We start from the raw sequence: 25,246 nt of genomic DNA on the forward strand, positions 1-25,246 counted from the left end.
TGGCCACAATGTCTCAACGATCCAGCACCAGCTTGATGTCGAGCGGCGGCTCCGCACGGCTCAGATTGACGCGCTTCACGCCGGTGGCGGGCGCATCGGCGTACGCGAGATAGTCGATGGTCCAGCCGTCCTGGGTGATCTGCTTCAGGCGCGACGGTTGTTCGGGGTCCTTCTCGGTTTGCGCGCGCGAGGTCGGGGCAGGCGACGGCTGCAACCAGTACCGCAGTCCTTCGACCGGCAACGTGAAGCCGAGCGCATTCTGCATCAAGGTCGACACGTTATCCGCGGTGAGCGGCGCGCGGTTCGGCAATTCGAGCGTGGCCGAAGCGGGCGACGACGTGACGATCGCGAGCGTCTGGCCGAGCGGATTGCGCAACTGCAGGGTGACGGTATTGCCGGTTTCCTGCCACGAGAAATTGCCGTAAGCGTTTTGCTGGTGGCCGTACTGATCGCTGTACTGGACCGCGAAGCGGCCCTGATACGAGCGGCTCGTCTGCGCGGTGACTTCGGTCGCGGCATTCGAAGTGGACGGCCCCTGCGGTTTCACTGATGCGCAACCGGCCAGCGCGACAACCGCTGCCGCCGCGAAACCGAGCGCCATACCGCGCGGCGCCCGGGGAAAGGAAATCAAACGGGAAAGACGCATCAAAGATCGTTTACCTGAAGACGTTGCAACGTTTTGACGAGGGTTTCGTTGTCCGGTTCGAGCTTGCGCGCCTCGCGGAACGCGGCGCGGGCCTGCTCCTGATCGCCGGCCTTCCACAGCACTTCGCCGAGGTGCGCGCCGATTTCGGCGTTCGGCTGGATGCTGTACGCCTTGCGCAGCAGCTTGATTGCTTCGGTCTTGTCGCCCATCCGGTATTTGACCCAGCCGACGCTGTCCATGATGAACGCGTCGTTCGGCGCCAGCGCCGAGGCTTTCTCGACCAGCTTGTCCGCTTCCGGCAGGCGCTGGTTGCGATCGGCGAGCGAATAGCCGAGTGCGTTATATGCCTGTGGATTGTCCGGCTGAGTCTGGATCAGCTTGCGCAACTGCGCTTCCATCACGTCGTAATGGCCGGTTTTTTCGGCGGCCATCGCGTAGTCGTAGGTCAGATCCGGGTCGTCCGGGAAGCGGGCGGTGGCTTGCTGCAACTGCTGTTCGGCTTCCGGATAGCGCTTCGCGTCGAACAGGATGGCCGCGTCGGTGCGGGCGATCAGCGCCATGTCGCGCGGATCGGAAGCTGGCAGGTCGGCGAGCAGCTTGCGCGCCTCGTCGATCTTGCCTTGCTTCGCGAGCAGCTGCGCGCGCGTGATCTGCGCGGCCATATATTGCTGGCTGGTCGGCGCGATCTTGTTCAGCCAGTCGCTCGCGGCCGCTTCGTTCTTCTGTTCCAGCGACAACTGCGCGAGATAGATATACGCCTGACCCGGGTCCGCGCCCGGCGTTTTTTCCGCCTGCTGCGCGTACTGCGTCAGATAGCTCTGCGCGTCGGCGAAATTCTTCTGCTGGATCTTGATCAGCGCGAGCGCCATCAGCGGCGTCAGGTCGTTCGGATTCGCCTTGCGCATGATCTCGAACTGCTTCTGCGCGTCGTCGAGACGGTCGCTTGCCAGATACATCTGTGCGAGCGCGAGCCGCGCGTCATGCGATTTCGGATTCTGCTGCACGTACTTTTCGAGCGACGCGATACCTTCCTTGCGCTCTTCCGGGCCCATCTGCGACAGCATCAGCGCGGCCGGCAGATAGTCGGGCTTGAGCGTCAGCGCCTGTTCGAGCGACTTGCGCGCGCCCGGCGCGTCGTCGGCCAGCAACTGCTGGCGGGCCAGCGCCAGTTGCGCTTCCGGCCGGTTCAGGTCGTTCTTCAGCAGATCCTGCAGCACGTGCAGGCCGCCGACGCGGTTCGGCCCGCGCGACAGCAACAGTTGCAGCGCGAGGATCGCGCTGCCGCGATTTTCGTTGGGCACCTTCGCGAGTTCGCGCGACAGGATCGGCGCCGCGTCGTCGGGCTTGCCCGACAGCACCAGCAGCGACGCATCGATTTGCGCGGCGCGTTCCGAATTGGGCGCGTACTGTTGCCACAACTGCGCGGCCGTCAGCGCATCCGACGGGCTTTGCGCGGCCAGCGCGATTTCGGTCGCGCGTTGCGCCATGCGCGGGTCGTGGGTGTCGCGCGTGAGCGCGAGGTAGGTTTGATAGGCGGGCGCCGGCTGATTGCGTTGCAACGCGATTTCGGCGGCGAGCACCTGGAACACGATCTGGCTCGACAGCGGCACGCCTGGCAGCGACTTCTCTTCTTCCGGTGTAGACGGACCCAGTGCGTCGGGTATCGTCACCGACGTGTCGTCCGAGTCCGGCGACGGGTCCTGCGCATACGCGGGCACTGCGGCCAGCGCCCAGACCGCCAGCGCGGCTGCGCCGAGCATGCGCCGGGCGGACACCGCGAGCGGTACGTTGGACACGCGCGCGCGGCGCTTTGAGAGCAGCTTCACGAAGGACACGTTCATGGAAATCCAGTCAATGTTTCAGTCGATTGTAACGCGCTCGCTACAATACGCGCACCACCACTCACGCAAGTAGCAGACCAATAGACATGCCAGAGTTGCCAGAAGTCGAGGTTACCCGACGCGGGATCGAACCGTATGTGTCCGGGCGCAAGGTTGAGCGCGTCGACGTGCGTACCGGGGCGCTGCGCTGGCCGATTCCGGCCGAGCTTGCGAAAACCTTGCGAGGTCACGTGGTGCGTAAGGTCGAGCGGCGCGGCAAGTATCTGCTGTTCGAAATCGACGCGGGCTGGTTCATCGTGCACCTCGGTATGACCGGCACGCTGCGGGTGCTGCGGCATGTGCCGCATCCGCCGGCCGCGGCGAAGCACGATCATGTCGACTGGATCTTCGACGACTTCATCCTGCGCTATCGCGACCCGCGCCGCTTCGGCGCGGTGCTGTGGCATCCGCGCGAGGCCGGCGACATTCTCGAGCATCCGCTGCTCGCGAGCCTCGGCGTCGAGCCTTTCTCGCCGGCGTTTTCCGGCGCGCTGATGCACCGGCTGACGCGCGGGCGCAAGGTGGCGGTGAAGCAGGCTTTGCTGGCCGGCGACATCGTCGTCGGGGTGGGCAATATTTATGCGTCGGAAAGCCTGTTTCGCGCGGGCATCCGGCCGACCACCGCTGCGGGCCGCGTATCGCTGGTGCGCTACGACCTGCTCGCCGACGCGGTGCGGGTCACGCTCGCTGCCGCGATCGAGAAGGGCGGCAGCACGCTGCGCGATTTCGTCGGCAGCGATGGCGAAAGCGGTTATTTCCAGCTCGACTACTTCGTCTATGATCGCGCGGGTCTGCCATGCCGCGTGTGTGGAACGCCAATCAAACAGATCGTGCAGGGACAGCGCTCCACGTACTTCTGTCCTACCTGCCAGCGCTAGATTTTTTTCGATGCCTTCTCGTCTGACTCCCACTACCGACGCCCGCGCCGGATCGCGCCCGGCGACGCCCGCCACTACGCCCGCAGTTCCCGCGCTGCCCGATTTCTCCGCGCGCCTGATCGCCTGGCAGCGCCAGCATGGTCGCCACGATCTGCCGTGGCAGAACACCCGCGACCCGTACCGCATCTGGCTGTCGGAAATCATGCTGCAGCAGACCCAGGTGTCGACCGTGATCCCGTACTACGCGAAGTTTCTCGCGCGTTTTCCGGACGTCGCCGCGCTCGCCGCCGCACCGTCCGACGACGTGATGGCGCTGTGGGCCGGCCTCGGCTACTACACCCGCGCGCGCAATCTGCATCGCTGCGCGCAGGTGGTGGTGGAGCAGCATGGCGGCGCGTTTCCCGCCTCGGCCGAGCAACTCGCGGAGCTGCCGGGCATTGGTCGCTCGACGGCCGCGGCGATCGCGTCGTTCGCATTCGGCGCGCGCGCGACGATTCTCGACGGCAACGTGAAGCGGGTGCTCGCGCGCGTGTTCGGCGTCGAAGGTTTTCCGGGCGAGAAGAAAGTCGAGAATGCGATGTGGACGCTGGCGGAATCGCTGCTGCCGTCGAATGCGTCGAACGCGGAGGTCAGCTCTTATACGCAGGGGCTGATGGATCTCGGCGCGACGCTGTGCGTGCGCGGCAAGCCCGATTGTCTGCGTTGCCCGTTCGCTCCCGACTGCGTCGCCAACGTCACCGGCCGTCAGCGCGAACTGCCGACCGCGCGGCCGAAGAAGGCGGTGCCGACGCGTCGCACGTGGATGCTGGTACTGCGCGACGGTAACGCGGTGATGCTCGAAAAACGTCCGCCGACGGGAATCTGGGGCGGTCTGTGGAGCCTGCCCGAAGCCACCGACGAGGCGTCGCTCGCCGAACGCGCGCGCGCTTTCGGCAGCGATGGAACGGTGTCGGCGCTCGCACCGTTCGCGCATGTGTTCACGCATTTCAAGCTGGATATCGAACCGCGGCTCGCGGAGCTGGATCGCGGCGTCGGCGCATTGGCCGCGCTGAACGACGTCGACACCGCATGGGTCTCGCTCAACGATCTCGATTCGTTCGGCGTGCCGGCGCCAGTGCGCAAGCTGCTCGCCAGCCTGCACGGCTCGTTGATCTGAAAGATTGGTTCGAAGGCGCCGGATCCGCGGCATGCAGCGCGGGCGGCGGCCTTCGCGAATTCACAGCAACTGATGCTGCTGCATGTAGTGATGCACGATGTCGATGCGCGCGCCCGCATCGGTCAGTTCCATCAGTTTCTGGCGCGCGCGCAACGCGATCGGCAGAACTTCGGCGAGACGGTTCGACACCCACGACGGGTCGCCGAGCCTGAACGGTTCCGCGAACGGCAGGCTGTCCGGATCGCGTTCGCGGATCGTCGCGATGATCCGTTCCAGCACCTCCGCGCACGCGCCGAATTTGGCCAGCAGCTCGTTGCCTTCGAGAGGCTGATCGTCGGCGAGCGGCTCGGCCATTCCGACCAGCAGACCGCTCGCTTCGACGCGATGCGATAGCAGACGAAAGCGTTTGGTGCCGCGCGCGCGGATCAGCAGCATGCCGAACGCTTCGACATCGCACTCTTCGATTTCGGCAAGACAGCCAATCGTTTCGGGCACCGAAGGTTCTTCCTCGCGGGCCACTTCGGCGCCGCTTTTCAGCATGCACACGCCGAACGGCGTTTTTTCGCGCAGACAGTCGCGCGCCATGTCTAGGTAGCGCGCTTCGAAGATCTTGAGCGGCAGCAAGCCATCGGGAAACAGCACCGTATGCAGCGGAAACAGCGGCAAATCGGCGAACACAGTAGGCGTAGAGGACATGGCGCAACGCTTCGGGTTAAGGCCGCGCGATGCGGCCGGTTAAGCCACAAGCTTCGATGATTCGCCGACGTCGACCGGCGCATCACGGTGCCGCACGATTACATTCGCCGATGTTGCGAGACGCGCGGCAAGCGTCTCTGCGATGAATACCGAGCGGTGCTGGCCGCCCGTACAACCGATTGCGACGGTCAGATAGCTGCGATTGTCGTCGCGGAAATGCGGCAGCCACTTGGACAGATACTTTTCGATGTCGTCGATCATCTCGTGGACGACCGGCTGCGCATCGAGAAAATCCATCACCGGCTGGTCGAGACCGGTGAGCGGCCTCAATTCGTGATCGTAGTAGGGGTTCGGCAGCGTGCGGACGTCGAACACGAAGTCCGCGTCGAGCGGCACGCCGCGTTTGAAGCCGAACGATTCGAACATCAGCACGAGGCCCGCATCTTCCTGCTCGATAAAGCGTTTGACCCATGCGCGCAGCACGTTCGCGCGCAGATTGCTGGTGTCGATCTGATGGCCGAATTCGGCCAGACCGGCGACCAGTTCGCGCTCGCGCTCGATCGCCTCGGCGAGCGACGTGAGCAGGCCCACGTCCGCGTCGTGCGCGGGGGAGCCCGACAGCGGATGGCGGCGACGGGTTTCCGAAAAGCGTTGAATCAGCGACTGGGTGCTTGCGCTCAGGAACAGCACGCGCACGTCGTGCGAGCGCTTCAGGTCGCGGATCATCGCGGGCATTTCGTCGAGCGACGAACCGGAACGCGCGTCGATCGCGACCGCGAGACGATCCTGACCGTCCTCGGCGAGGTAGGTGGCGAGCTGCGGCAGGAAGCGCGGCGGCAGATTGTCGACGCAGTAATAACCCGCGTCTTCAAGCGCGTTCAGCGCAACCGACTTGCCGGAGCCAGAGATACCAGTGATGAGAATTATGCGCATGGAGTCGTCGAAAGCGTACGTTTCATCATAGCATCAGGCCTCCCGGCGCGTACCTGGGGCATGCTCTGCGCGCGGCTGTCGCGGCGCGCCGCCGGCTCAGATCAGCTTGCCCGGGAACTGGCTGTCGGGATCCTGCATCGCGAGGCGCTGGCGGTCCATGAAGTCGCGCAAGGTATCGATGCCGCGCAGTTGCAGGATCGTGTTGCGCACCGCCGCTTCGACCAGCACCGCGAGGTTGCGGCCCGCGGCCACCTGGATCGTGACCTTGCTGATCGGCAGGCCGAGCACGTCGACGGTCTGGCTTTCCAGCGGCAGGCGCTGGAATTCGCCGTCGGGGCGGCGCACCAGTTGCACGATCAGCTTCAGCTTCATTTTGCGGCGTACCGCGGTTTCGCCGAAGATCGTCTTGATGTCGAGCAGGCCGAGGCCGCGCACTTCGAGCAGGTTCTGCAGCAAAGGCGGGCAGCGTCCTTCGACGAAGTCCGGGCCGAGCCGCACGAAATCCACCGCGTCGTCGGCGACGAGGCCGTGGCCGCGGCTGATCAGTTCGAGACCGAGTTCGCTCTTGCCGAGGCCCGAGTCGCCGGTGAGCAGCACGCCCATGCCGAGAATGTCGAGAAATACGCCGTGCAGCGTCGCGCGCGGCGCGAGAATGCGCGACATGTAAAGGCGCAGGCTGTCGATCACCGCGGCCGCCGAGGTCGGCGTCGTGAACAGCGGCGTCGACGAGCGCGTGCAGCGCAGCACCAGTTCCGGCGGCGCGGCGACACCGCCGGCCACCACCAGGAACGGCGGCTCCAGCGCGATGAGTTCGGCCATATGGCGCGAGCGATCTTCGTCGGTCTGGCGTTTGTAATAGTCGATTTCGGCGTCGCCCAGCACCTGAATCCGGTTCGGGTGGATCAGGTTCAGGTGGCCGACGAGGTCAGCGCTCGACGTGGCGTTCGCGACCGATTCCAGGGAAAAGCCGCGCTCCCAGCCTTCATGCCCGGTCAGCCAGCTGAGTTTCAGCATGGCGGCGTTGTCGTCGAAAATGCTCTGGGCGTTGATGCTGGACGTATCCATGAGTCAGTGACTCCAGTGTGAGCCGCTTGCCGGGCCTTACCTGCGTGCGCGCTGAATTACCGCCGGCGATGCATCAAGGTTGCCATTGAGTAAGCAGGCGATGCAACGATTCGCGGTCTTCTTCCGTGTGCAGACGCTCGCGGGCCTCACGATCGGACAACAACTGGGCGATCTCGGAGAGGATTTCGAGGTGCTGCTGGGTGGCCTGTTCGGGGACGAGCAGGAAAATCAGCAGGGAGACCGGCTGACCGTCCGGTGCTTCGAAGGGGATGGGTTCCGCGAGTCGGACGAAGGCGGCGAGCGGTTGCTTGAGGCCTTTGATCCGTCCATGCGGGATCGCGACGCCTTCGCCGAGCCCGGTCGAGCCGAGGCGTTCGCGCGCAAAAAGATTGTCTGTGACGGTACTACGGGCGATGCCGTTCTGGTTCTCGAAGATCAGGCCCGCTTGCTCGAACACGCGTTTCTTGCTGGTGACCGATAGTCCGATGACGACGTTCTCGAGGGGAAGAAATTTGGCTAAACGATTCATGTTGACAGGCGAAAGCGTGGCCTGGGTTCTCCCCACCGGGGCGTTTAAATGGCGTTCCATTCGTTCGATGCTCTTGAAGACAGGGAAAGACGGTGAGTGTCGCAACCCGCAAAACTTTCGCCGGTCGTACTTCGTAAGAGCTGGCTTGACCCCGATGGTAACCGGAACATTATAGAACAGGGTAACGGCCGATGGTGCGGCGCGCCATTCATGCATATCAGGTTTTTCACCGCTTGCGCAATCACACATGTCGCATTGCGCAAACTTCGTTGCATCCCGCGCAAGGCGAGTGTGCCGGGCTGCCGAGGCATTGCGCGAAAACCTTCCTCACAAACGAAAAACCGCCCGGGTGCGGGCGGTTCGAAGCGAACTACGGAAATGAGGAGTTTCCTCTAATTTCCCTTATTGCGGCGGCACGTCCACTAGCGGTGCCGGCTGATACTTGATCGCCTCGTGCGCATGGCCCTGCAGACGGTCCTTGTGGCGTATTACCTGCCTGTCGAGCTTGTCGATCATCAGATCGATCGCAGCGTACAAATCACTGTCACAACTCTCGACGAAAATGTCTTTACCCTTCAGATGGAGGTTGATTTCAACCTTCTGACGCTTGTCCTTTTCCTTATGGTTGTCGACCGAGAGGACCACACTGCCGTCGATGACCTGATCGAAATGTCTTAGCACCCTATCCAGTTTGGTGATCACGTATTCGCGCAACGCAGGCGTTACTTCGAGGTGGTGTCCACTGATCTTGAGATTCATAGTGCTTCTCCAAGCTAATGGCCGCTTGGTCCGCACAATGGCAAAGGTCCGGTCGATCTGACGGCTCGCCTGTGTCGCCCCCCGGTGACGATCATCTGGCAGGTCGCAGCGGCCGACCTGTCCGCCAGGTGCGGAGCGGCCGGTAAATGCTCGCTGCAAAACGCAGCGGGCTACAGAGACTTGCGCAGGTTGACTGCTGGGATCTTGAGCGCTTCACGGTATTTCGCAACGGTACGCCGTGCGACCACGAAGCCCTGTTCCGCCAGCAGTTCGGCTATGCGACTGTCTGAAAGTGGCGATTTCGGGTTTTCCGCTCCTATCAGTTGTTTGATCAGCGCGCGAATGGCCGTGGATGAGGCCGCGCCGCCCGTGTCGGTCGAAACGTGTGAGCCGAAAAAATACTTGAATTCCAGCGTCCCGAATGGGGTCAGCATGTATTTACCGGTTGTCACACGCGAGACAGTCGACTCGTGTAGGCCCAGCGTATCAGCAATTTCCCGCAAAACCAAGGGGCGCATGGCAATTTCGCCGTGCACAAAAAAGCTCTTCTGACGCTCGACGATTGCCTGCGCAACCCGCAGGATCGTCTCGAAACGCTGCTGGATATTCTTGATCAACCAGCGTGCTTCCTGAAGTTGCTGGCGCAACGATCCGCTGCCCGGATCGCCGCGGTTATTGCGCAGAATGTTCGCGTACAGATGGTTGATGCGCAGCTTCGGCACCACCTCCGGATTCAGTTCGGCCTGCCACCCTTGGGCCGTTTTACGCACCATGATGTCGGGCACCACATAGTCCGCTTCGGCCTTGCCGTAGGCTGCGCCGGGAAACGGTTCGAGCGAGCGGATCAAGACGTGCGCGTCGCGCAGGTCGTCGTCGCTGGCTTTCAGGTGTTTGCGCAGGCGCGTGAAATCGCGCGCGGCGAGCAATTCCAGGTAATGGCCGACAATGTCTAGCGCGAGCGTACGCGTGGGCGACGGATCGAGGCGCAGCAGTTGCAGCTTCAGACATTCGGACGCCGAACGTGCGCCGACGCCGGCCGGGTCGAAGCTGTGCAGCAGCGCGAGCGCCGCATTCACTTCGTCGACATCGACTTCGAGTTCTTCGGGCAGATCGGCCAGCACTTCCTCGAGCGTCGCGGCGAGGTAGCCGTCGTCGTCAAGCGATTCGATCAGGAAGGTGATCAGCGCGCGGTCGCGCTGGCTCGCCTGGGTGACGCGCAATTGCGCCATCAGGTGATCGCGCAGCGACGTGCTCGATTCGTGGATTTGCAGCGGCGGCAGGTCGTCGTCGTCCGACGCGTTGCCGGAGCGGCCGTAGTCGTCCAGATTCCATTGCGACGAGTCGCTGCTGCTGTCGCTCGCGAGGCCGTTGTATTCGTCGACGCCCTGCGGTTCGCCGCTTTCGGCGCGCTCGCCCGAGCCATCCGATGATCCCGAGCCATTGCCGGCCATCGGATCGCTCGGCGTGGAAGAGCCTGGCGTCTGCGCGATCACCGAACCGTCAGCCGCCACCCGCAACGGGCTCGCGATCCACTCGTCCTCGTTTTCGAGGAGCGGATTCTGCGAGATTGCCATCGCGACTTCCTGCTGCAATTCGAGCGTAGACAACTGCAGCAGCCGGATGGACTGCTGAAGTTGCGGCGTCAGCGCAAGATGCTGCGATAGGCGGAGTTGGAGGCTGGCTTTCATGGCAAGTTGAGATTCATTGTAGAGAGTTTGCCACGACCGCGATACCTTGCGGCACTCGCAATTTACGGATACGCCTGTTGCGGGCGCCGCGAACCGTCGGCTGGCGCCGCCGGAAAATGGACGTTGGGGAATGTGCGGTTGCCGCAAAAAGCGGCGACAGGGGCCGGCCGAACGCGCTCGCGTGACCGGCGACCCTGTGGGTGCTTACATGCGGAAATGCTCGCCGAGATAGACGCGCCGCACGCTTTCGTTCTCGATGATTTCGCTGGGCGCACCGGCCGCGAGCACGCTGCCGTCGCTGATGATGTACGCGTGATCGCAGATGCCGAGCGTTTCGCGCACGTTGTGATCGGTGATCAGCACGCCGATATTGCGCTGCTTCAGGAACTTGACGATCTTCTGGATTTCCAGCACCGCGATCGGGTCGACCCCGGCGAACGGTTCGTCGAGCAGAATGAAGCTCGGGTTGGTCGCCAGCGCGCGGGCGATTTCGACCCGGCGGCGCTCGCCGCCCGACAGCGACAAAGCAGGATTGTCACGCAGATGCGCGATCTGCAGCTCGTCGAGCAGCGCTTCGGTGCGCGACGTGATCGCATCCTTGCTGAGACGCTTGCCGTTTTCCTCGTGCTGCAATTCGAGGACCGCGCGAATGTTCTGCTCGACGGTCAGCTTGCGGAACACCGAAGCTTCCTGCGGCAGATACGACAGACCCAGCGACGCGCGCTTGTGGATCGGCAGCAGGCTGATCGATTTGCCGTCGAGGTCGATCTCGCCGGCATCGAGCGGCACGAGGCCGACGATCATATAGAACGAGGTGGTCTTGCCGGCGCCGTTCGGGCCCAGCAGGCCGACCACTTCGCCGCTTTTCACGTCGAGCGACACGTCCTTGACGACCGTGCGCGAGCCGTAGCGCTTCTTCAGATTGCGCACGACCAGCGAGCTGCTGGTGCCGGCCGGCTTGCGATGGGGCAGGGGCGCGGTGGGGCTGCTGATGGTGCTCACTGGTTCGGCGCTCCCTGGATCGAGTTGGACGGCGCGAGCGCGGCCGACGCGCCGGTCAACGGCGCGGCGCCGGCATTGCGCGGCGTCAGCATCGCGCGCACGCGGCCGGTCGGATTGCCCGGGCCGGCGACGTCCTTGCCCGCCTTCGCGGTGTAGAAGTCGTTCTGGCCGTCGTACGTGATCACGCTGCCGCGCACGGTGTCGAGCACCGTGGTCAGACCTTGCAGGCGGCGCACCGTCGCGTTGGTGGTGAGCGTGGTCAGGTCCTGCTTGCCGTCGTAGTCGATCCGCACGGCCGTGCCTTCGATGTACTCGTCGAGCCCTTCGCGCTTCTGGCGGAAATACGACAGATTGCTGCCGCTCGACGTGCCCGTCGCGTACTGGTAGCCCTGCGGGTCTTGCGACACCTCGACGCGATCGGCCTTGATCAGGATCGTCCCTTTGGTGGCGACCACGTGGCCGGTGAAGATGCTGACCTGCCGCAGGTCGTCGTAAGTCATGTTGTCCGCTTCGATGTTTAGCGGCTTGTCCTTGTCGGCACGGTCCGCGTGCGCGAGCGGCGCGAAGCCGGCGAGCGGCAGCGCGACCAGCAGCGCGGCGAGTCCGGCGCGGCACGCGGACAGCGCGCGCGAGCGGCCGGTATCAAAACGGGGGAGCGATTCGTTCATGCAGTCACGCCTGGAATGGATGGCCCGGGTTGTTAGTGGGACGAGCCGCCGCCGGCGTCGGATGCGGCGATTGCGCCTCTTACATTGCCGAACAGCTGCATAACCCGGGTGACATTGTTGTATTTCATGCCGCTGGCCGTCATTACCGACACGCCGCGCTGAAGTTTAACTGGCTTTTCAGTCTCGATCACATCGTCGTTCACGAGCACCCTGAAATGCTCGGAGTCGGCCTGCATCTGCGGGTCGCCGGCGCCCGGCGCGCGCAGGATCCGCGCATTGCCGTACAGATCGACGATCGACGCGTCCGCGTTGACCGTGCCGGTGTCGCCGGTCGCGGTGACGATCGGCTTGCCGGGCTGGAACGCGCGCATCGCCGGCTTGACGAGGTCGCTTACTTCGGTGTCCTCGTAATGGATCAACGATTGCGCGGTCAGCCGGTACTGCGTCGCGCCCGACTGGTCGAGCTCGGACACCGAGAAGTTGTCCGCGAAGTAGTCCGGCGTGTGCTCTTTCGGGCGCACCACGTCTTCGTTCTTGCGCGGCAAGGTGGCCTGCAGCAGCCACCAGGTGACGCCCGCGAGCGCCGCCATCGCGATCAGCGGGATCAACGAAGTCCAGCGAAACTGGTTCATCCGACGAGACCTTTCTGCTCGCCGCTGCATGCCTGCGCCAGCAACGCTTCATATTTGTTCTGCGCGCGCAGCAGCGTGTCGCAGACTTCGCGCGCCGCGCCGTAGCCGCCGCGCGCCTCGCTGACCCAGTGGGCGCGAGCGATCACTTCGGGATGCGAATTGGCCGGCGCGGCCGCGAAGCCGACCCGCAGCATCACGGCCAGATCGACCCAGTCGTCGCCCATGTAGCCGCACTCTTCGGCGGCGAGGCCGGTCTTCTGCAGCAGATCGGCAAACGCCTGCGGTTTGTCCTGCACGCCCTGATAGACGTGCGCGACGTTCAGGTCCTTGACCCGCGACGCGACGATGCCGGACTTGCGGCCGGTGATGATCGCGGTCTCGATGCCGGCCTGGCGCAGCAGCTTCATGCCGTGGCCGTCCATCGAGTTGAAGCCTTTCATCGTGTCGCCTTCCGCCGTGAACAGCAGACCGCCGTCGGTCAGCACGCCGTCGACGTCGAAAATCATCAGCTTGACGCGGCTTGCGCGTTCGGTAGCGGTAGGAGCGGTCACGGCCATCAGATCACCTTCTTGGAAAACAGGTCGTGCATGTTGAGCGCGCCGATCAGCTTGCCCGTTTCGTCGACGACCAGCATCTGATTGATGCGATAGCGCTCCATCAGTTCCACGGCGGCGACCGCGAGTTCGTCCGGGCCGATCGTGCGCGGGCCGGCGGTCATCACCGAGGCGATCGGCAACTGACGGAAATCGCCGTCGCGTTCGAGCACGCGGCGCAGGTCGCCGTCGGTGAAGATGCCGGTCACGCGGCCTTCGTGGTCGACGATCGCGGTCATACCCATGCGCTTCGCGGTCAGCTGGAACAGCGCGTCGCTGACGGTTGCTTCCGGCGTGACCTGCGGCAACTGGTCGCCGGTTCGCATCACGTCGCGTACATAAGTGAGCAGGCGCCGGCCGAGTGCACCGCCCGGATGCGAGCGCGCGAAGTCGTCGCGGCCGAAGCCGCGCGCGTCGAGTACCGCGACCGCGAGCGCGTCGCCGAGCGCGAGCGCGGCGGTGGTGCTGGCGGTCGGCGCGAGATTCATCGGGCAGGCTTCTTTCGCGACGCCGGAATTCAGATGCACGTCGGCCAGTTGCGCGAGGCTCGAGCCGGGGCGGCCGGTCATCGCGATCAGCTTCGCGCCGATCCGCTTGATGAGCGGCAGGATCGCCATCAATTCTTCCGTTTCACCGGAATTGGACAGTGCGAGGAACACGTCGTCGGCGGTCACCATGCCGAGGTCGCCGTGGCTGGCTTCCGCGGGGTGCACGAAGAACGCGGGGGTGCCGGTACTGGCCAGCGTGGCCGCGAGCTTGCGGGCCACGTGGCCCGACTTGCCGATGCCGGAGACGACGACCCGTCCGCGGCAACCCAGGATGAGATCGACCGCGCCGACGAACTCGCCGTCGAGCTGGTCGCGAAGCGCGCGCACGGCGTCCGCTTCGATGTCGAGTACGTCGCGAGCAAGCGTGAGTGCCCTGTCGCCATTGATTTTCGCTATCATGCGCGGAGTATAGCAAAGGCGCCTGTTCGCCGCGCCGGCCGGGCTGTGCCGGACGGCTGTCCGCATCTGCCTGACGACAACCTCTTTTTCAGCCGTTTTGCCGCCTGTTGGCTGCTTTTTTACCGGCTCCCCGACCATGTCGCACGGCGCTCTCGTGCGTGGTTCCGCTGACGAACGAGGACGCTTTACCCATGCGTTTTTGCCGATGATCTCCCCGCTCGAGATGACCTTGTTCCTGCTGCTGGCATCGGTGGCGGGCGTGGTGATCTTTCGTTTCCTGAACCTGCCGCCGATGCTCGGCTATCTGACCGTCGGCATCGTGGTCGGGCCACACGCGTTCGGGCTGATTCCCGATTCGGTCGGCGCGCAGAACCTCGCCGAATTCGGCGTCGTGTTCCTGATGTTCTCGATCGGCCTCGAGTTCTCGCTGTCCAAGCTGCGCTCGATGCGCCGGCTCGTGTTCGGCCTCGGCCTGCTGCAGGTGATCGGCACGGTCGCGGTGGCGGTGTCGCTCGGTTTCCTGCTGGAGCGCTGGGTGCACATCACGTGGCAGGCGAGCGTCGCACTCGGCGGCGCGCTGGCGATGTCGTCGACGGCGATCGTCAGCAAGATGCTCGCGGAGCGGCTCGAGATCGAGACCGAGCACGGCCGCAACATCTTCGGCGTGCTGCTGTTCCAGGATCTCGCGGTGGTGCCGCTGCTCATCATCATCTCCGCGCTCGGCGGCCGCTCGGAGAACCTCGTCAGCGCGCTCGGCATCGCGGCGGTCAAGATCGTCGTCGCGCTGGCGCTGCTGCTGATCGTCGGGCAGAGCTTCATGACGCGCTGGTTCAACGTGGTCGCGCGGCGCCGCTCGCAGGAACTGTTCATTCTCAATCTGCTGCTGGTCACGCTCGGCGCCGCGTTCATCACCGACAAGTTCGGCCTGTCGCTCGCGCTCGGCGCGTTCATCGCCGGCATGCTGATCGCCGAGACGCCGTACCGGCATCAGGTGGAAGAGGACATCAAGCCGTTTCGCGACGTGCTGCTCGGCCTCTTCTTCGTCACGACCGGGATGCTGCTCAATCCGGAGGTGATCTGGCAGCACCCGCTGATCGTGCTGGCCTTTTTCCTCGGCCCGGTGCTGCTGAAGGCGGTCATGATTACCGGCCTCGCGCGGCTCTTCGGCGCGACGCCGGGCGTCGCGATGCGCACCGGCATCGGGCTCGCGCAGGCCGGCGAGTTCGGTTTCGTGCTGCTGAACCTGATTCTCGACCGCCATCTGGTCAACCCGACGCTGCTGCAGGCGATCCTCGCGGCGATGCTGCTGTCGATGCTGGCCGCGCCGTTCATGATCCAGAACGCGGACCGCATCGTGCTGCGGCTGTCGTCGACCGAATGGATGATGCAGTCGCTGCAGATGACCCGCATCGCGACGCAGAGCCTGAAGCAGAGCGGCCACGTGATCATTTGCGGCTATGGCCGCGCCGGGCAGAACCTTGCGCGCATGCTCGAACACGAAGGGCTTTCGTACGTCGCGCTCGACCTCGACCCGGACCGCGTGTCGGCGGCCGCCGCCGCCGGCGAATCGGTGGTGTTCGGCGACGCCGGGCGGCGCGAGTCGCTGCTCGCGGCGGGTCTGCATCGCGCGGCCGCGATCGCGATCACCTATGCGAACACGCCGTCGGCGTTGCGCGTGCTGCACAACATCCACGAGATGGAGCCGACGCTGCCGGTGATTGTGCGCACGGTCGACGACGCCGATCTGGAAAAACTGCTGGCCGCGGGCGCGACCGAGGTGATTCCGGAGATCGTCGAGGGCAGCCTGATGCTCGCGTCGCATACGCTGGTCGTGATGGGCGTGCCGATGCGGCGGGTGGTGCGGCGCGTCGAGGAAATGCGCGACGAGCGCTACTCGCTGTTGCGCGGCTATTTCCACGGCGCCGACGACGCCGATGACGACGACGGCCACGAACAGGTGCGGCTACAATCGGTGCCGGTCGACGCCAGCGCGGACGCAGTGGGCCGCACGCTCGCGGAACTCGGCCTGTTCGAACTCGGCCTCGAAGTGACCGCGATCCGCCGGCATGGCATCCGCGGCGTCGAGCCGGATCCGTCGACGAAACTGCGCGCAAGCGACATCGTGGTGCTGCGCGGTTTGCCCGAGCAACTGGCGCAGGCCGAGGAGCGGTTGTCGAAGAAGCGCCGCGCGGGCGCCGCCGCGGCGTGAGGCGCGGGCGAGGTTTGCCGCTGAGGTTCGTCGCCGCGGTTCGTCACTGAGGTAACTCCTTCGGTTCAGATAAGCCACCGAGGCGCATCAATCAGGTCCGCCACCCAAATACGCCCTTCACGTGGGCCAATGCCGTAAGCCCGGCCCGCCGGGCCCCCTGATTCAAGCTTTTCACCGGACCTTGCGAGGTCCATCCGGAGACATCATGTCCAACGCGCTCCACAGCGCGCCGCTCGATGCGGCCGACTACATCAGAAGTCACATTCGCACCGTACCCGACTGGCCGCAGCCGGGCGTGCAGTTTCGCGACATCACGCCGCTACTGCAGGAGCCGAAGTCGCTGCGCGTGCTGATCGACCTGTTCGTGCAGCGCTATATCGACGCGAAGCTCGACTACATCGCCGGGCTCGACGCGCGCGGCTTCATCATCGGCCCGATCGTCGCGCACGAGCTGAGCGTCGGCTTTATTCCGATCCGCAAGGCGGGCAAGCTGCCGTACAAGCGGATTTCGCAATCGTATGAACTGGAATACGGCACCGCGACCGTCGAGATTCACGAGGACGCGTGCGAGCCGGGCGACCGCGTCGTGATCATCGACGATCTGATCGCGACCGGCGGCACGATGATGGCCGGCAAGATGCTGCTCGAGCGGCTCGGCGCTAGCGTCGTGGAAGGCGCGGCGATCGTCGATCTGCCGGAACTCGGCGGCTCGAAGCTGCTGCGCGACGGCGGCCTCGAGCTGTACACGGTGACGAGTTTCGACGGCCACTAAGGTTTCCCGGGAGCCCCACGACGATGCCCAACTTCCTGCTGTTTCTCGCCACCTCGATCGCGATCACGGTCGCGCCCGGTCCCGACAATCTGCAGGTGCTCGCGCGCGGCATTTCGCAGGGCCGCGCGGCCGGCCTCGTCGCGGCGCTGGGCTTTGCCGCCGGCATCACGTTTCACACCACGCTGGCCGCGCTCGGCGTCGCCGCGCTGCTGCGCTCGTCGCCGCTCGCGTTTCAGGCGATCAAACTCGCCGGTGCCGCGTATCTGGTCTGGATCGGCATCAAGGCGCTGCGCAGCGAGGGGCTCGCGACCGCCCATCAGCGCCCGCCGCAACCGCTCGCCGCGGTGTTTCGCCAGAGCGTGCTCGGCAATCTGCTGAACCCGAAGGTCACGCTGTTCTTCATCGTGTTCCTGCCGCAGTTCGTGCAGCCGCACGGCGCGCAAAGCGTGACCGTGCAGATGCTGGAGCTCGGCGTGCTGTTCATGCTGCAAACGGTCGTGGTGTTTTCGCTGTTCGGCGTGTGCGCGGGGACGATCGGCAACTGGCTGCGCCGCCGCCCGCGCGTCGGCGTGTGGCTCGACCGGCTGGCCGGCGCGACCTTTATCGCGATCGGCATTCGCGTCGCGTTGCGCGACTGACTGGAGTTTTCGATGAGCTTGCCTTGCCTCACCGCCGCGCGCCGCTTCGACGCGAACGCGCATCGGCCGTTTCTGATCGGCGCCGAACAGGTCGGCTGGATCCGCGAGCGCGACGTGCCGCTGCTCGCGCGCTGGCCCGACGTGTTCGAGATCGACCGGACCGGCGTCACGCTGGTCGCCGCGTTCAATACCGTCGATCTGCGCAGCGCGGCGCTCGCGTCGGTGATCGGCGCGCTCGCCGCCGACGGCCGCATCCCGGGCTGGCGCGACGAAACCTACGCGATCCGCAACGCGTTCGACGCGCCGCCGCTCGCGTATATCGAACGCGCGGCATCGCGCTTCTTCGGCACGATGACCTACGCGGTGCATCTGAACGGCGTCGTAGAATACGCGGATGGCGGCGCGCCGCAGATGTGGATCGCGCGCCGCAGCGACACCAAGGCGACCGATCCCGGCATGCTCGACAATGTCGTCGCGGGCGGGATCGGCTGGGGCTTCGGGGTCGCGGAGACGATCGTGAAGGAGTGCTGGGAAGAAGCCGGCATTCCGGAGGAGATCGCGTCGCGCGCGGTCGCGGGCCGTACCGCGCACGTGCTGCAGTCGTTGCCGGAAGGCACCCAGGCAGAGCAGGTTTTCATCTACGACCTCGCGCTGCCCGCCGATTTCGCGCCGCGTAATCAGGACGGCGAAGTGGGCGAGCACCGGCTCGCGCGGATCGACGAAGTCGCGCGCTGGATCGAAGAGGGCGCGCTGACCGTCGATGCGAGTCTCGCGACGCTCGATTGCCTGCTGCGCCGCCGCTGGATCGACGAGGACGCGTGCGCCGGGATCGACCCGCTGTTCGTGCCGCCGACGCTGGCTTAAGGGGCTGAGGGGCTGAGGGGCTAATAAGGGGCTAAGGCCCCCGCGCTTGAAGCACCGGCAGTTAAAGCACCCGCGCACCCAGACAGCACACACTGAAACAAACCACGCATTGAAGAAGGGAGTCACCGAGGTCATGTCGACCGATCACAGCTTTATCCTCAAACTGTCGTGCGCCGACCGGCCCGGCATCGTTCACGCCGTGTCCGGCTTTCTGTTCGAGCGTGGCAGCAATATTCTCGACTCCGCGCAGTTCGGCGACAGCCGCACCGGCGAGTTCTTCATGCGCGTGCACTTTCAGCAGGTGGGCGGCGATCCGGGGCTCGACGCGCTGCGCGCGTCGTTCGTGACGCTCGCCGAGCAGTTCGGCATGAGCTGGGAATTGCACGATGCGTCGGTGAAGCCGCGCGTCGTGATCATGGTGTCGAAGATCGGCCACTGCCTGAACGATCTGCTGTTCCGCTACCGCACCGGTCAGCTGAACATCGAGATCCCGGCGATCATCTCGAACCACAAGGAGTTCTACCAGCTCGCCGCCAGCTACGACATTCCGTTCCATCACTTCCCGCTGCTCGGCGGCACGCCGGACGCGAAGGCCGCGCAGGAAGCGCGCGTGCTCGAAGTGATCAACGAGCATCAGGCCGATCTGGTGGTGCTCGCGCGCTACATGCAGATCCTGTCGCCGCAGTTGTGCGAAGCGCTGGCCGGCCGCGCGATCAACATCCATCACTCGTTCCTGCCGAGCTTCAAGGGCGCGAAGCCGTACTACCAGGCGTTCGACCGCGGCGTGAAGCTGATCGGCGCGACCGCCCACTACGTGACGACCGATCTCGACGAAGGCCCGATCATCGAGCAGGAAGTCGAGCGCGTCGACCACAGCATGACGCCGGAGCAACTGACGGCGATCGGCCGCGACGTCGAGTGCGTGACGCTCGCGCGCGCGGTGAAGTGGCACGTCGAGCATCGCGTGGTGCTCAACGGCAGCAAGACGGTGGTGTTCCGCTAAAAAAATGCGCCGGTCCAAGCCGGCGCATTTTTCTTTCCACGTTTGTTGTTCCTTCCTTCGGCCTTTAAGGCTGCGCTGCCGCGCCTCCCGCTTCGCTGCCGTTGCGCGCGAGATTCGCGTTTTGCGCGGAGCGGCGCCGGCCATTCAACTTCTTCAGCCAGATCAGCAGTCCGGTCACGCTCAGCGTCGCGACCGCGATCCCGACCGCGCTGATCAGAATCCGCCCGCCCAGACCGAGGATGCGCCCCGAGTGCAGCGGGAATTGCAGCTGCATGAAGATGTCGCCGGCGGTGCCTCGGCCCGGAATCTGCGCGGCAAGCGGCTTGCCGGTCACCGCGTCCCAGTAGAGCCACGGGTTGCCGAGGCCGCTGCCGTGATCGTTGCCGGCCGTGTAGTAGCCGACGCCGTACGTATGCAGGAGCTCGGCGTAGTACAGACCGCCCGGCGGCGCGCTCAGATGCTTGTCGCGGCCTGCCTGCTCGGCCAGTTCGACGATCCGCTCGCGGCTCAGCGTCTGATCGCCCGGTTGCGGCTTGCGCAGAATTTCCGGGTTGTTGATCGGATCGGGCGTGAGCGTCGAGATGCGCGAGACGATCGGCCGGACCACCTGCGACGGCAGATTCATCGAAATCGACGTCAGCGCGACCAGCATCAGCAGGCCCCAGATCCACACGCCGCCCGAGCGGTGCAGGTCGAACGTCAGCGCGTAACCGCCGCGCTTCATGCGGAACGCGAACGACTTGCGCCACGCCTTCACGCTCGGAAACGACAGGAACAGCGCGATCATGCTGTCGAACAGCCAGACGATGCCGACGATCCCCATCAGCCACGTACCGGTGTCGAAGCCGCCGGCGAACGGCAGATGCAGCGTGTAGTGCAGCTTGTAGATGAACGGAATCAGGTTGAGCGGCGCGAGCGACACGGCGCCCCATTCGCGCCGTCCCTGAATCTCGGCGGTGACCGGATCGACCGCGATCTGGTTGAAGTCGAGCGGGTAGGGTTGCTTCGTCGCCGGGTCGGTGCGCGGCAGCACCATCATCTGCAACGTGTGGCCCGGCTCGATTTCGAGCGGCAGATAGGTGACCTGCAGGCGCGGATCGGCGGCTTCGACACGGCGCGCCAGTTCGAGGCTCGACAGTGCCGGTCCGGTGGTGCGGGCCTGATAGAACGAAGGATTGAGCGCGGAATCGAGCGCATGGTCCCACGCGATGATCGCGCCGGTGAGGCCGGCGATGAACAGGAACAGCGCGGTGCCGATACCGAACCAGCGATGCAGACGGACGAGCTGGCGTCTCATGCGCGGACCGGCGGGAAGGAGCGGACAGTCGAACGGAAAGCGGAGCGTGGCGTCACGATGCGGACATTTCTGTAAATGGGAATTGTTCGCATCTTAGGGGCTTGTGCGCTCCACTGCAAGTGTTCTGTCAGGAAACGGGCGGGCGGCGCATGGCGCTTTGCCTGCGCCACGATGGGCGCGGATACGAAAAAGCGGCACCGGAGCGTCGCTTCGTTCTGTCTCACTGCGTCTCGCCGCTCGCATCCGCTGGATGTGAGCGGTCACACCAGCCGCAAATAAATCAGCTCGCGCTTGATGTACGCATAGAAAATCGGCGCCGCGATCACCCCGGCGATGCCGAACGCCGCTTCCATCACCAGCATCGCGATCAGCAGTTCCCACGCGCGCGCCTCGATCTGCCCGCCGACGATCCGCGCGTTCAGGAAGTACTCGAGTTTGTGAATCAGGATCAGGAACACCAGCGACATCACCGCGGCCGGAAAGCTGACCGACAACGCGACCGCGACGATGATCGTGTTCGAGATCAGATTGCCGATCACCGGCAGCAGCCCGACGATAAACGTGATCAGCACCAGCGTTTTCGACAGCGGCAACTGATCGTGGAAGATCGGCAGGATCAGCAGCAGGAAGATCGCGGTGAAGACCGTGTTGAGCGCGGAAATCTTCACCTGCGCGAACACGATGCGGCGGAACGCGTCGGCGAAGCGGGTGACGCGCGTGACGAACGCGGTGGACAGCGGCAGCCGCTGCACGTGGTTCTGCGCGCCGACCGCGATGATCGCGCCGATCACCATGCCGAGCAGCACGTGGGTGAACCCGCGCGCGGCGGTCGTGCCGCTTTGCTGCAGCATGTTCGCGTGGGTTTGCATCAGTTCGGCGGCGCGCGTCTTCATCTGCTCGGTATCGACCGGCAGATAGCTGGCGATGAACTGCGGGATCCGGCCGCGCGCCTGGTCGATCAGTTGCATCGCCTGATCGAGCAGGTTCTGCACGCTCGGCACGTCGTTCTCGATGCGCGACGTGACAGCGAGCGTGAGCCCCGTCAGCGCGCCGACGATCACCGCCGACAAAAACACCACCGCGAGCCAGCGCGCCCGCTTGCTCGACATGTGCCGCTCGATGCGCGGCGCGATCATGTGCACGAGCTGAAACACCAGCAGCCCGGCGAGCAGCGCGCCGAGCAGATGCAGTGCGATGACCGCCCACATGCCGAGCAGCATGACCACGTAGCTGCCGATTTCGACCGCCGACAGTTTCGGCAGGCTCATGTCGCTGGTCAGCCTGACCGGGCGCGGGCGCAGGTCCTGCACCCGATCGCGATCTTCTTCGCGCGCCTGATTACGCTTGGCCATGGCTTATTCCGTCTCCAACCTTCGGTAGTGCAGCGTTACTTTGCGGCGGCGGTGCGCTTGAGCAGCGGCGCCAGATATTTGCCGGTAAAACTTGCCTTCGACTTCGCGACCTGCTCGGGCGTGCCTTGCGCGATGATCTGCCCGCCGCCCGCGCCGCCTTCAGGACCGAGATCGATGACCCAGTCGGCGGTCTTTATTACATCGAGATTATGTTCGATGATCACGACGGTATTACCCTGGTCGCGCAACCGGTGAATCACTTCGAGCAGCAGCGCGATGTCGTGAAAATGCAGGCCGGTAGTCGGTTCGTCAAGGATGTATAGCGTGCGACCGGTGTCGCGCTTGCTCAGTTCCAGCGACAGTTTCACGCGCTGGGCCTCGCCGCCCGACAGCGTGGTCGCCGACTGGCCCAGCCGGATATAGCCCAGACCCACGTCCAGCAAGGTTTTCAGCTTGCGCGCGACGACCGGTACCGCCTTGAAGAAGTCGTACGCGTGCTCGACCGTCATGTCGAGCACTTCGCTGATGTTCTTGCCCTTGTACAGCACGTCGAGCGTTTCGCGGTTGTAGCGCTTGCCGTGGCAGACGTCGCACGGCACGTACACGTCGGGCAGGAAGTGCATTTCGACCTTCAGCACGCCGTCGCCCTGGCAGGATTCGCAGCGCCCGCCCTTCACGTTGAACGAGAAGCGGCCCGGATCGTAGCCGCGTTCCTTGGCCGCCGGCACGCCCGCGAACAGCTCGCGGATCGGCGTGAAGAGGCCCGTGTAAGTGGCCGGATTCGAGCGCGGGGTGCGGCCGATCGGCGACTGGTCGACGTTGATCACCTTGTCGAAATGCTCGAGGCCTTCGATCGACTCGTGCGGCGCCGGCTCGGTGGACGAGCCGTACAGGTGCTGCGCGACCGCGTGATACAGCGTGTCGTTGATCAGCGTCGACTTGCCCGAGCCGGACACGCCGGTCACGCAGGTGAGCAGACCGACCGGCAGATCGAGCGTGACGTTGTGCAGGTTGTTGCCGTGCGCTTCGACGATGCGCAGGTGCCGCTCGTCGGGCTCCTTGCGCTCGTCGGGATAGACGATCGTGCGCGCGCCGGACATGTATTGCCCGGTCAGCGACGCCGCGTTCTTCTGCACCTCTTTCGGCGTGCCCTCGGCGATCACCATGCCGCCGTGTTCGCCGGCGCCCGGGCCCATGTCGACCACGTAGTCGGCCATGCGGATCATGTCCTCGTCGTGTTCGACGACGATCACCGAATTGCCGAGATCGCGCAGATGCTTGAGCGTGGAGATCAGCCGGTCGTTGTCGCGCTGATGCAGACCGATCGACGGTTCGTCGAGCACGTACATCACGCCGGTCAGCCCGGAGCCGATCTGCGACGCGAGCCGGATGCGCTGCGCCTCGCCGCCCGACAGCGTTTCCGCGCTGCGCTCCAGCGACAGGTAATCGAGCCCGACGTTATTCAGGAACATCAGCCGCGCGACGATTTCCTTCACGACCTTGTCGGCGATCTCGCGCTTCGAGCCTTCGAGGCGCAGCGTCTGGAAATAGCCGAGCGCGTCGCGCAGCGGCCAGCCGCTGATCTCGAAGATGCCGCGCGCGTCGCTGTCCGCGCCGATCCGCACGAAGCGCGCTTCGCGGCGCAGGCGGGTGCCGGCGCAGGCCGGGCACGCCTGATTGTTCTGATACTTCGAGAGTTCCTCACGCACCGCGGCCGAATCGGTTTCGCGGTAGCGCCGTTCCAGATTCGGGATGATCCCTTCGAACACGTGCTCGCGCACCGACGTGCGGCCGCGCTCGTTGATGTACGAGAACGGGATTTCCTGCTTGCCCGAACCATACAGCAGGATCTTGCGGACTTTTTCCGGCAGGTCCTCGACGGCGGTATCGATGTCGAAGTCGTAGAACACCGCCAGGCTCTGCAGCATCTGGAAGTAGAACTGGTTGCGCCGGTCCCAGCCCTTCACCGCGCCGGCCGCGAGCGACAGCGACGGATGCGCGACCACCCGCTTCGGATCGAAGAAGGTGATCTGGCCGAGGCCGTCGCACTCCGGGCACGCGCCCATCGGGTTGTTGAACGAGAAGAGGCGCGGCTCCAGTTCCTGCAGCGAGTACGAGCAGATCGGGCAGGCGAACTTCGAGCTGAACAGGTGCTCCTTGTCCGTATCCATTTCGAGCGCGATCGCGCGGCCGTCGGCCAGACGCAGCGCGGTCTCGAACGATTCGGCGAGGCGCTGCTTCATGTCCGGGCGCACCCGCAGACGGTCGATCACCACGTCGATCGTGTGCTTGTCGTTTTTCTTCAGCTTCGGCAGCGAATCGACTTCGTAGATTTTCGCGCTCTCTTCGTTCGCGGTGCCGCCGCCCGAGCGCACCCGGAAGCGCACGAAGCCCTGCGCCTGCATGTCTTCGAACAGGTCGGTGTGCTCGCCCTTGCGGTCGGCGACGACCGGCGCGAGGATCATCAGGCGGGTTTCTTCCGGCAGCGCGAGCGCCGCGTCGACCATCTGCGACACGCTTTGCGCTTCGAGCGGAATCTCGTGGTCCGGGCAATAGGGCGTGCCGACCCGCGCGAACAGCAGACGCAGGTAATCGTGAATTTCGGTGACGGTGCCGACCGTCGAGCGCGGATTGTGCGAGGTCGCCTTCTGCTCGATCGAAATGGCCGGCGACAGACCTTCGATCAGGTCGACGTCCGGTTTTTCCATCAGTTGCAGGAACTGGCGCGCATAGGCCGACAGACTTTCGACGTAACGCCGCTGTCCTTCCGCATACAGCGTGTCGAACGCCAGCGACGATTTGCCGGAGCCGGAAAGCCCCGTGATGACGACGAGCTTGTGACGCGGTAAGTCGAGATTGACGTTCTTCAGGTTGTGGGTGCGAGCCCCACGAATACGGATTTGTTCCACGGATTTATTCCATGAACTGCGGCAAAGGGGAGAAGGCTAAACCTGCTACTATAGCGACTTTTCCAGACCGCCGTTACGGCTTCCTGACAACGGGAACGAGGCGCGAGGGCAGGTTCGGGGCGGGCTGTAA

General features: G+C 64.7%; 23 protein-coding genes. 7 read left to right on the plus strand and 16 right to left on the minus strand.

The window, feature by feature from the left end; genetic code table 11:
• Positions 1-13: 13 nt before the first annotated feature.
• Complete coding sequence (gene lolB, locus BTH42_RS02040; protein WP_075295266.1) at positions 14-646, minus strand: lipoprotein insertase outer membrane protein LolB; 633 nt, start codon at positions 644-646, stop codon at positions 14-16.
• Positions 646-2,487 carry a tetratricopeptide repeat protein gene (locus tag BTH42_RS02045; protein ID WP_075295268.1) on the minus strand — a complete coding sequence of 614 codons (1,842 nt, stop codon included), beginning with the start codon at positions 2,485-2,487 and terminating at the stop codon, positions 646-648. Before BTH42_RS02045 ends, lolB begins: the two co-directional genes overlap by 1 nt.
• Before the next feature lie 86 nt (positions 2,488-2,573).
• Between BTH42_RS02045 and mutM the strand changes: the two genes are divergently transcribed.
• Entirely contained in the window at positions 2,574-3,404 is an 831-nt protein-coding gene (gene mutM / locus BTH42_RS02050; RefSeq protein WP_075295270.1) for a bifunctional DNA-formamidopyrimidine glycosylase/DNA-(apurinic or apyrimidinic site) lyase, read from the plus strand.
• Positions 3,405-3,414: 10 nt separating this feature from the next.
• Complete coding sequence (gene mutY, locus BTH42_RS02055) at positions 3,415-4,560, plus strand: A/G-specific adenine glycosylase (protein ID WP_256701708.1); 1,146 nt, start codon at positions 3,415-3,417, stop codon at positions 4,558-4,560.
• Positions 4,561-4,620: 60 nt separating this feature from the next.
• Here the strand turns inward: mutY and BTH42_RS02060 are convergent, their stop codons facing one another.
• The 11 genes from BTH42_RS02060 to kdsD form a co-directional block, all read right to left on the minus strand.
• The gene (locus tag BTH42_RS02060; protein ID WP_075295272.1) at positions 4,621-5,256 is read right to left on the minus strand and encodes an LON peptidase substrate-binding domain-containing protein; all 636 of its coding nucleotides are present in this window, start codon (positions 5,254-5,256) and stop codon (positions 4,621-4,623) included.
• 39 nt (positions 5,257-5,295) lie between these two features.
• Complete coding sequence (gene rapZ / locus BTH42_RS02065) at positions 5,296-6,189, minus strand: RNase adapter RapZ (protein ID WP_075295274.1); 894 nt, start codon at positions 6,187-6,189, stop codon at positions 5,296-5,298.
• Between the two features lie 96 nt (positions 6,190-6,285).
• Positions 6,286-7,254, minus strand: coding sequence for an HPr(Ser) kinase/phosphatase (hprK, locus tag BTH42_RS02070; protein ID WP_075295276.1), 969 nt, complete (start codon positions 7,252-7,254; stop codon positions 6,286-6,288).
• A 73-nt stretch (positions 7,255-7,327) separates the two neighbouring features.
• Positions 7,328-7,843, minus strand: coding sequence for a PTS sugar transporter subunit IIA (locus BTH42_RS02075; protein ID WP_075295278.1), 516 nt, complete (start codon positions 7,841-7,843; stop codon positions 7,328-7,330).
• 342 nt (positions 7,844-8,185) lie between these two features.
• Positions 8,186-8,542: a ribosome hibernation-promoting factor, HPF/YfiA family gene (gene hpf, locus BTH42_RS02080; protein WP_075295280.1), complete on the minus strand. Its 357-nt coding sequence runs from the start codon at positions 8,540-8,542 to the stop codon at positions 8,186-8,188.
• Between the two features lie 170 nt (positions 8,543-8,712).
• Positions 8,713-10,230, minus strand: coding sequence for an RNA polymerase factor sigma-54 (locus tag BTH42_RS02085; protein WP_075295282.1), 1,518 nt, complete (start codon positions 10,228-10,230; stop codon positions 8,713-8,715).
• A 204-nt stretch (positions 10,231-10,434) separates the two neighbouring features.
• On the minus strand, positions 10,435-11,232 hold the full coding sequence (lptB, locus tag BTH42_RS02090) for an LPS export ABC transporter ATP-binding protein (RefSeq protein ID WP_372237237.1): 798 nt from the start codon (positions 11,230-11,232) through the stop codon (positions 10,435-10,437).
• Positions 11,229-11,900: a lipopolysaccharide transport periplasmic protein LptA gene (gene lptA, locus BTH42_RS02095; protein ID WP_075295284.1), complete on the minus strand. Its 672-nt coding sequence runs from the start codon at positions 11,898-11,900 to the stop codon at positions 11,229-11,231. The genes lptB and lptA overlap by 4 nt, the downstream gene beginning before the upstream one ends.
• 32 nt (positions 11,901-11,932) lie before the next feature.
• Positions 11,933-12,532, minus strand: coding sequence for an LPS export ABC transporter periplasmic protein LptC (lptC, locus tag BTH42_RS02100; protein WP_075295286.1), 600 nt, complete (start codon positions 12,530-12,532; stop codon positions 11,933-11,935).
• Positions 12,529-13,089, minus strand: a complete 561-nt coding sequence (locus tag BTH42_RS02105; RefSeq protein ID WP_075295288.1) for an HAD family hydrolase — start codon at positions 13,087-13,089, stop codon at positions 12,529-12,531. Before BTH42_RS02105 ends, lptC begins: the two co-directional genes overlap by 4 nt.
• Positions 13,089-14,072: an arabinose 5-phosphate isomerase KdsD gene (gene kdsD / locus BTH42_RS02110; RefSeq protein ID WP_075295290.1), complete on the minus strand. Its 984-nt coding sequence runs from the start codon at positions 14,070-14,072 to the stop codon at positions 13,089-13,091. Before kdsD ends, BTH42_RS02105 begins: the two co-directional genes overlap by 1 nt.
• A 205-nt stretch (positions 14,073-14,277) precedes the next feature.
• Here kdsD and BTH42_RS02115 point away from each other — a divergent pair, with 205 nt between their 5' ends.
• The 5 genes from BTH42_RS02115 to purU all read left to right on the plus strand — a co-directional run bounded on the left by BTH42_RS02115 (position 14,278) and on the right by purU (position 19,558).
• Positions 14,278-16,281, plus strand: a complete 2,004-nt coding sequence (locus BTH42_RS02115) for a cation:proton antiporter (protein WP_075295292.1) — start codon at positions 14,278-14,280, stop codon at positions 16,279-16,281.
• Positions 16,282-16,486: 205 nt separating this feature from the next.
• Positions 16,487-17,053: an adenine phosphoribosyltransferase gene (locus BTH42_RS02120; protein WP_075295294.1), complete on the plus strand. Its 567-nt coding sequence runs from the start codon at positions 16,487-16,489 to the stop codon at positions 17,051-17,053.
• Positions 17,054-17,076: 23 nt separating this feature from the next.
• Positions 17,077-17,691 (plus strand): LysE family translocator, encoded by a 615-nt coding sequence (locus tag BTH42_RS02125; protein ID WP_075295296.1) that lies wholly within the window; start codon positions 17,077-17,079, stop codon positions 17,689-17,691.
• 12 nt (positions 17,692-17,703) lie between these two features.
• Positions 17,704-18,555, plus strand: a complete 852-nt coding sequence (locus BTH42_RS02130) for a DUF4743 domain-containing protein (protein WP_075295298.1) — start codon at positions 17,704-17,706, stop codon at positions 18,553-18,555.
• Between the two features lie 133 nt (positions 18,556-18,688).
• On the plus strand, positions 18,689-19,558 hold the full coding sequence (purU, locus tag BTH42_RS02135) for a formyltetrahydrofolate deformylase (protein ID WP_075295300.1): 870 nt from the start codon (positions 18,689-18,691) through the stop codon (positions 19,556-19,558).
• Between the two features lie 64 nt (positions 19,559-19,622).
• Here the strand turns inward: purU and BTH42_RS02140 are convergent, their stop codons facing one another.
• From BTH42_RS02140 to uvrA, 3 genes are all read right to left on the minus strand, one after another.
• On the minus strand, positions 19,623-20,855 hold the full coding sequence (locus BTH42_RS02140) for a PepSY domain-containing protein (RefSeq protein ID WP_075295302.1): 1,233 nt from the start codon (positions 20,853-20,855) through the stop codon (positions 19,623-19,625).
• 260 nt (positions 20,856-21,115) lie between these two features.
• Positions 21,116-22,207 (minus strand): AI-2E family transporter, encoded by a 1,092-nt coding sequence (locus tag BTH42_RS02145; RefSeq protein WP_075295304.1) that lies wholly within the window; start codon positions 22,205-22,207, stop codon positions 21,116-21,118.
• A gap of 35 nt (positions 22,208-22,242) precedes the next feature.
• Positions 22,243-25,116: an excinuclease ABC subunit UvrA gene (uvrA, locus tag BTH42_RS02150; RefSeq protein ID WP_075295306.1), complete on the minus strand. Its 2,874-nt coding sequence runs from the start codon at positions 25,114-25,116 to the stop codon at positions 22,243-22,245.
• Positions 25,117-25,246: the final 130 nt, after the last annotated feature.

The sequence above is a fragment of the Burkholderia sp. SRS-W-2-2016 genome (genome assembly GCF_001931485.1).
GTDB lineage: Bacteria > Pseudomonadota > Gammaproteobacteria > Burkholderiales > Burkholderiaceae > Paraburkholderia.

Coding starts and splice junctions, on each gene's coding strand:
- lolB (WP_075295266.1), bottom strand. CDS start 646: ATGCGTCTTTCCCGTTTGATTTCCTTTCCCCGGGCGCCGCGCGGTATG.
- BTH42_RS02045 (WP_075295268.1), bottom strand. CDS start 2,487: ATGAACGTGTCCTTCGTGAAGCTGCTCTCAAAGCGCCGCGCGCGCGTG.
- mutM (WP_075295270.1), top strand. CDS start 2,574: ATGCCAGAGTTGCCAGAAGTCGAGGTTACCCGACGCGGGATCGAACCG.
- mutY (WP_256701708.1), top strand. CDS start 3,415: ATGCCTTCTCGTCTGACTCCCACTACCGACGCCCGCGCCGGATCGCGC.
- BTH42_RS02060 (WP_075295272.1), bottom strand. CDS start 5,256: ATGTCCTCTACGCCTACTGTGTTCGCCGATTTGCCGCTGTTTCCGCTG.
- rapZ (WP_075295274.1), bottom strand. CDS start 6,189: ATGCGCATAATTCTCATCACTGGTATCTCTGGCTCCGGCAAGTCGGTT.
- hprK (WP_075295276.1), bottom strand. CDS start 7,254: ATGGATACGTCCAGCATCAACGCCCAGAGCATTTTCGACGACAACGCC.
- BTH42_RS02075 (WP_075295278.1), bottom strand. CDS start 7,843: ATGGAACGCCATTTAAACGCCCCGGTGGGGAGAACCCAGGCCACGCTT.
- hpf (WP_075295280.1), bottom strand. CDS start 8,542: ATGAATCTCAAGATCAGTGGACACCACCTCGAAGTAACGCCTGCGTTG.
- BTH42_RS02085 (WP_075295282.1), bottom strand. CDS start 10,230: ATGAAAGCCAGCCTCCAACTCCGCCTATCGCAGCATCTTGCGCTGACG.
- lptA (WP_075295284.1), bottom strand. CDS start 11,900: ATGAACGAATCGCTCCCCCGTTTTGATACCGGCCGCTCGCGCGCGCTG.
- lptC (WP_075295286.1), bottom strand. CDS start 12,532: ATGAACCAGTTTCGCTGGACTTCGTTGATCCCGCTGATCGCGATGGCG.
- BTH42_RS02105 (WP_075295288.1), bottom strand. CDS start 13,089: ATGGCCGTGACCGCTCCTACCGCTACCGAACGCGCAAGCCGCGTCAAG.
- kdsD (WP_075295290.1), bottom strand. CDS start 14,072: ATGATAGCGAAAATCAATGGCGACAGGGCACTCACGCTTGCTCGCGAC.
- BTH42_RS02115 (WP_075295292.1), top strand. CDS start 14,278: ATGATCTCCCCGCTCGAGATGACCTTGTTCCTGCTGCTGGCATCGGTG.
- BTH42_RS02120 (WP_075295294.1), top strand. CDS start 16,487: ATGTCCAACGCGCTCCACAGCGCGCCGCTCGATGCGGCCGACTACATC.
- BTH42_RS02125 (WP_075295296.1), top strand. CDS start 17,077: ATGCCCAACTTCCTGCTGTTTCTCGCCACCTCGATCGCGATCACGGTC.
- BTH42_RS02130 (WP_075295298.1), top strand. CDS start 17,704: ATGAGCTTGCCTTGCCTCACCGCCGCGCGCCGCTTCGACGCGAACGCG.
- purU (WP_075295300.1), top strand. CDS start 18,689: ATGTCGACCGATCACAGCTTTATCCTCAAACTGTCGTGCGCCGACCGG.
- BTH42_RS02140 (WP_075295302.1), bottom strand. CDS start 20,855: ATGAGACGCCAGCTCGTCCGTCTGCATCGCTGGTTCGGTATCGGCACC.
- BTH42_RS02145 (WP_075295304.1), bottom strand. CDS start 22,207: ATGGCCAAGCGTAATCAGGCGCGCGAAGAAGATCGCGATCGGGTGCAG.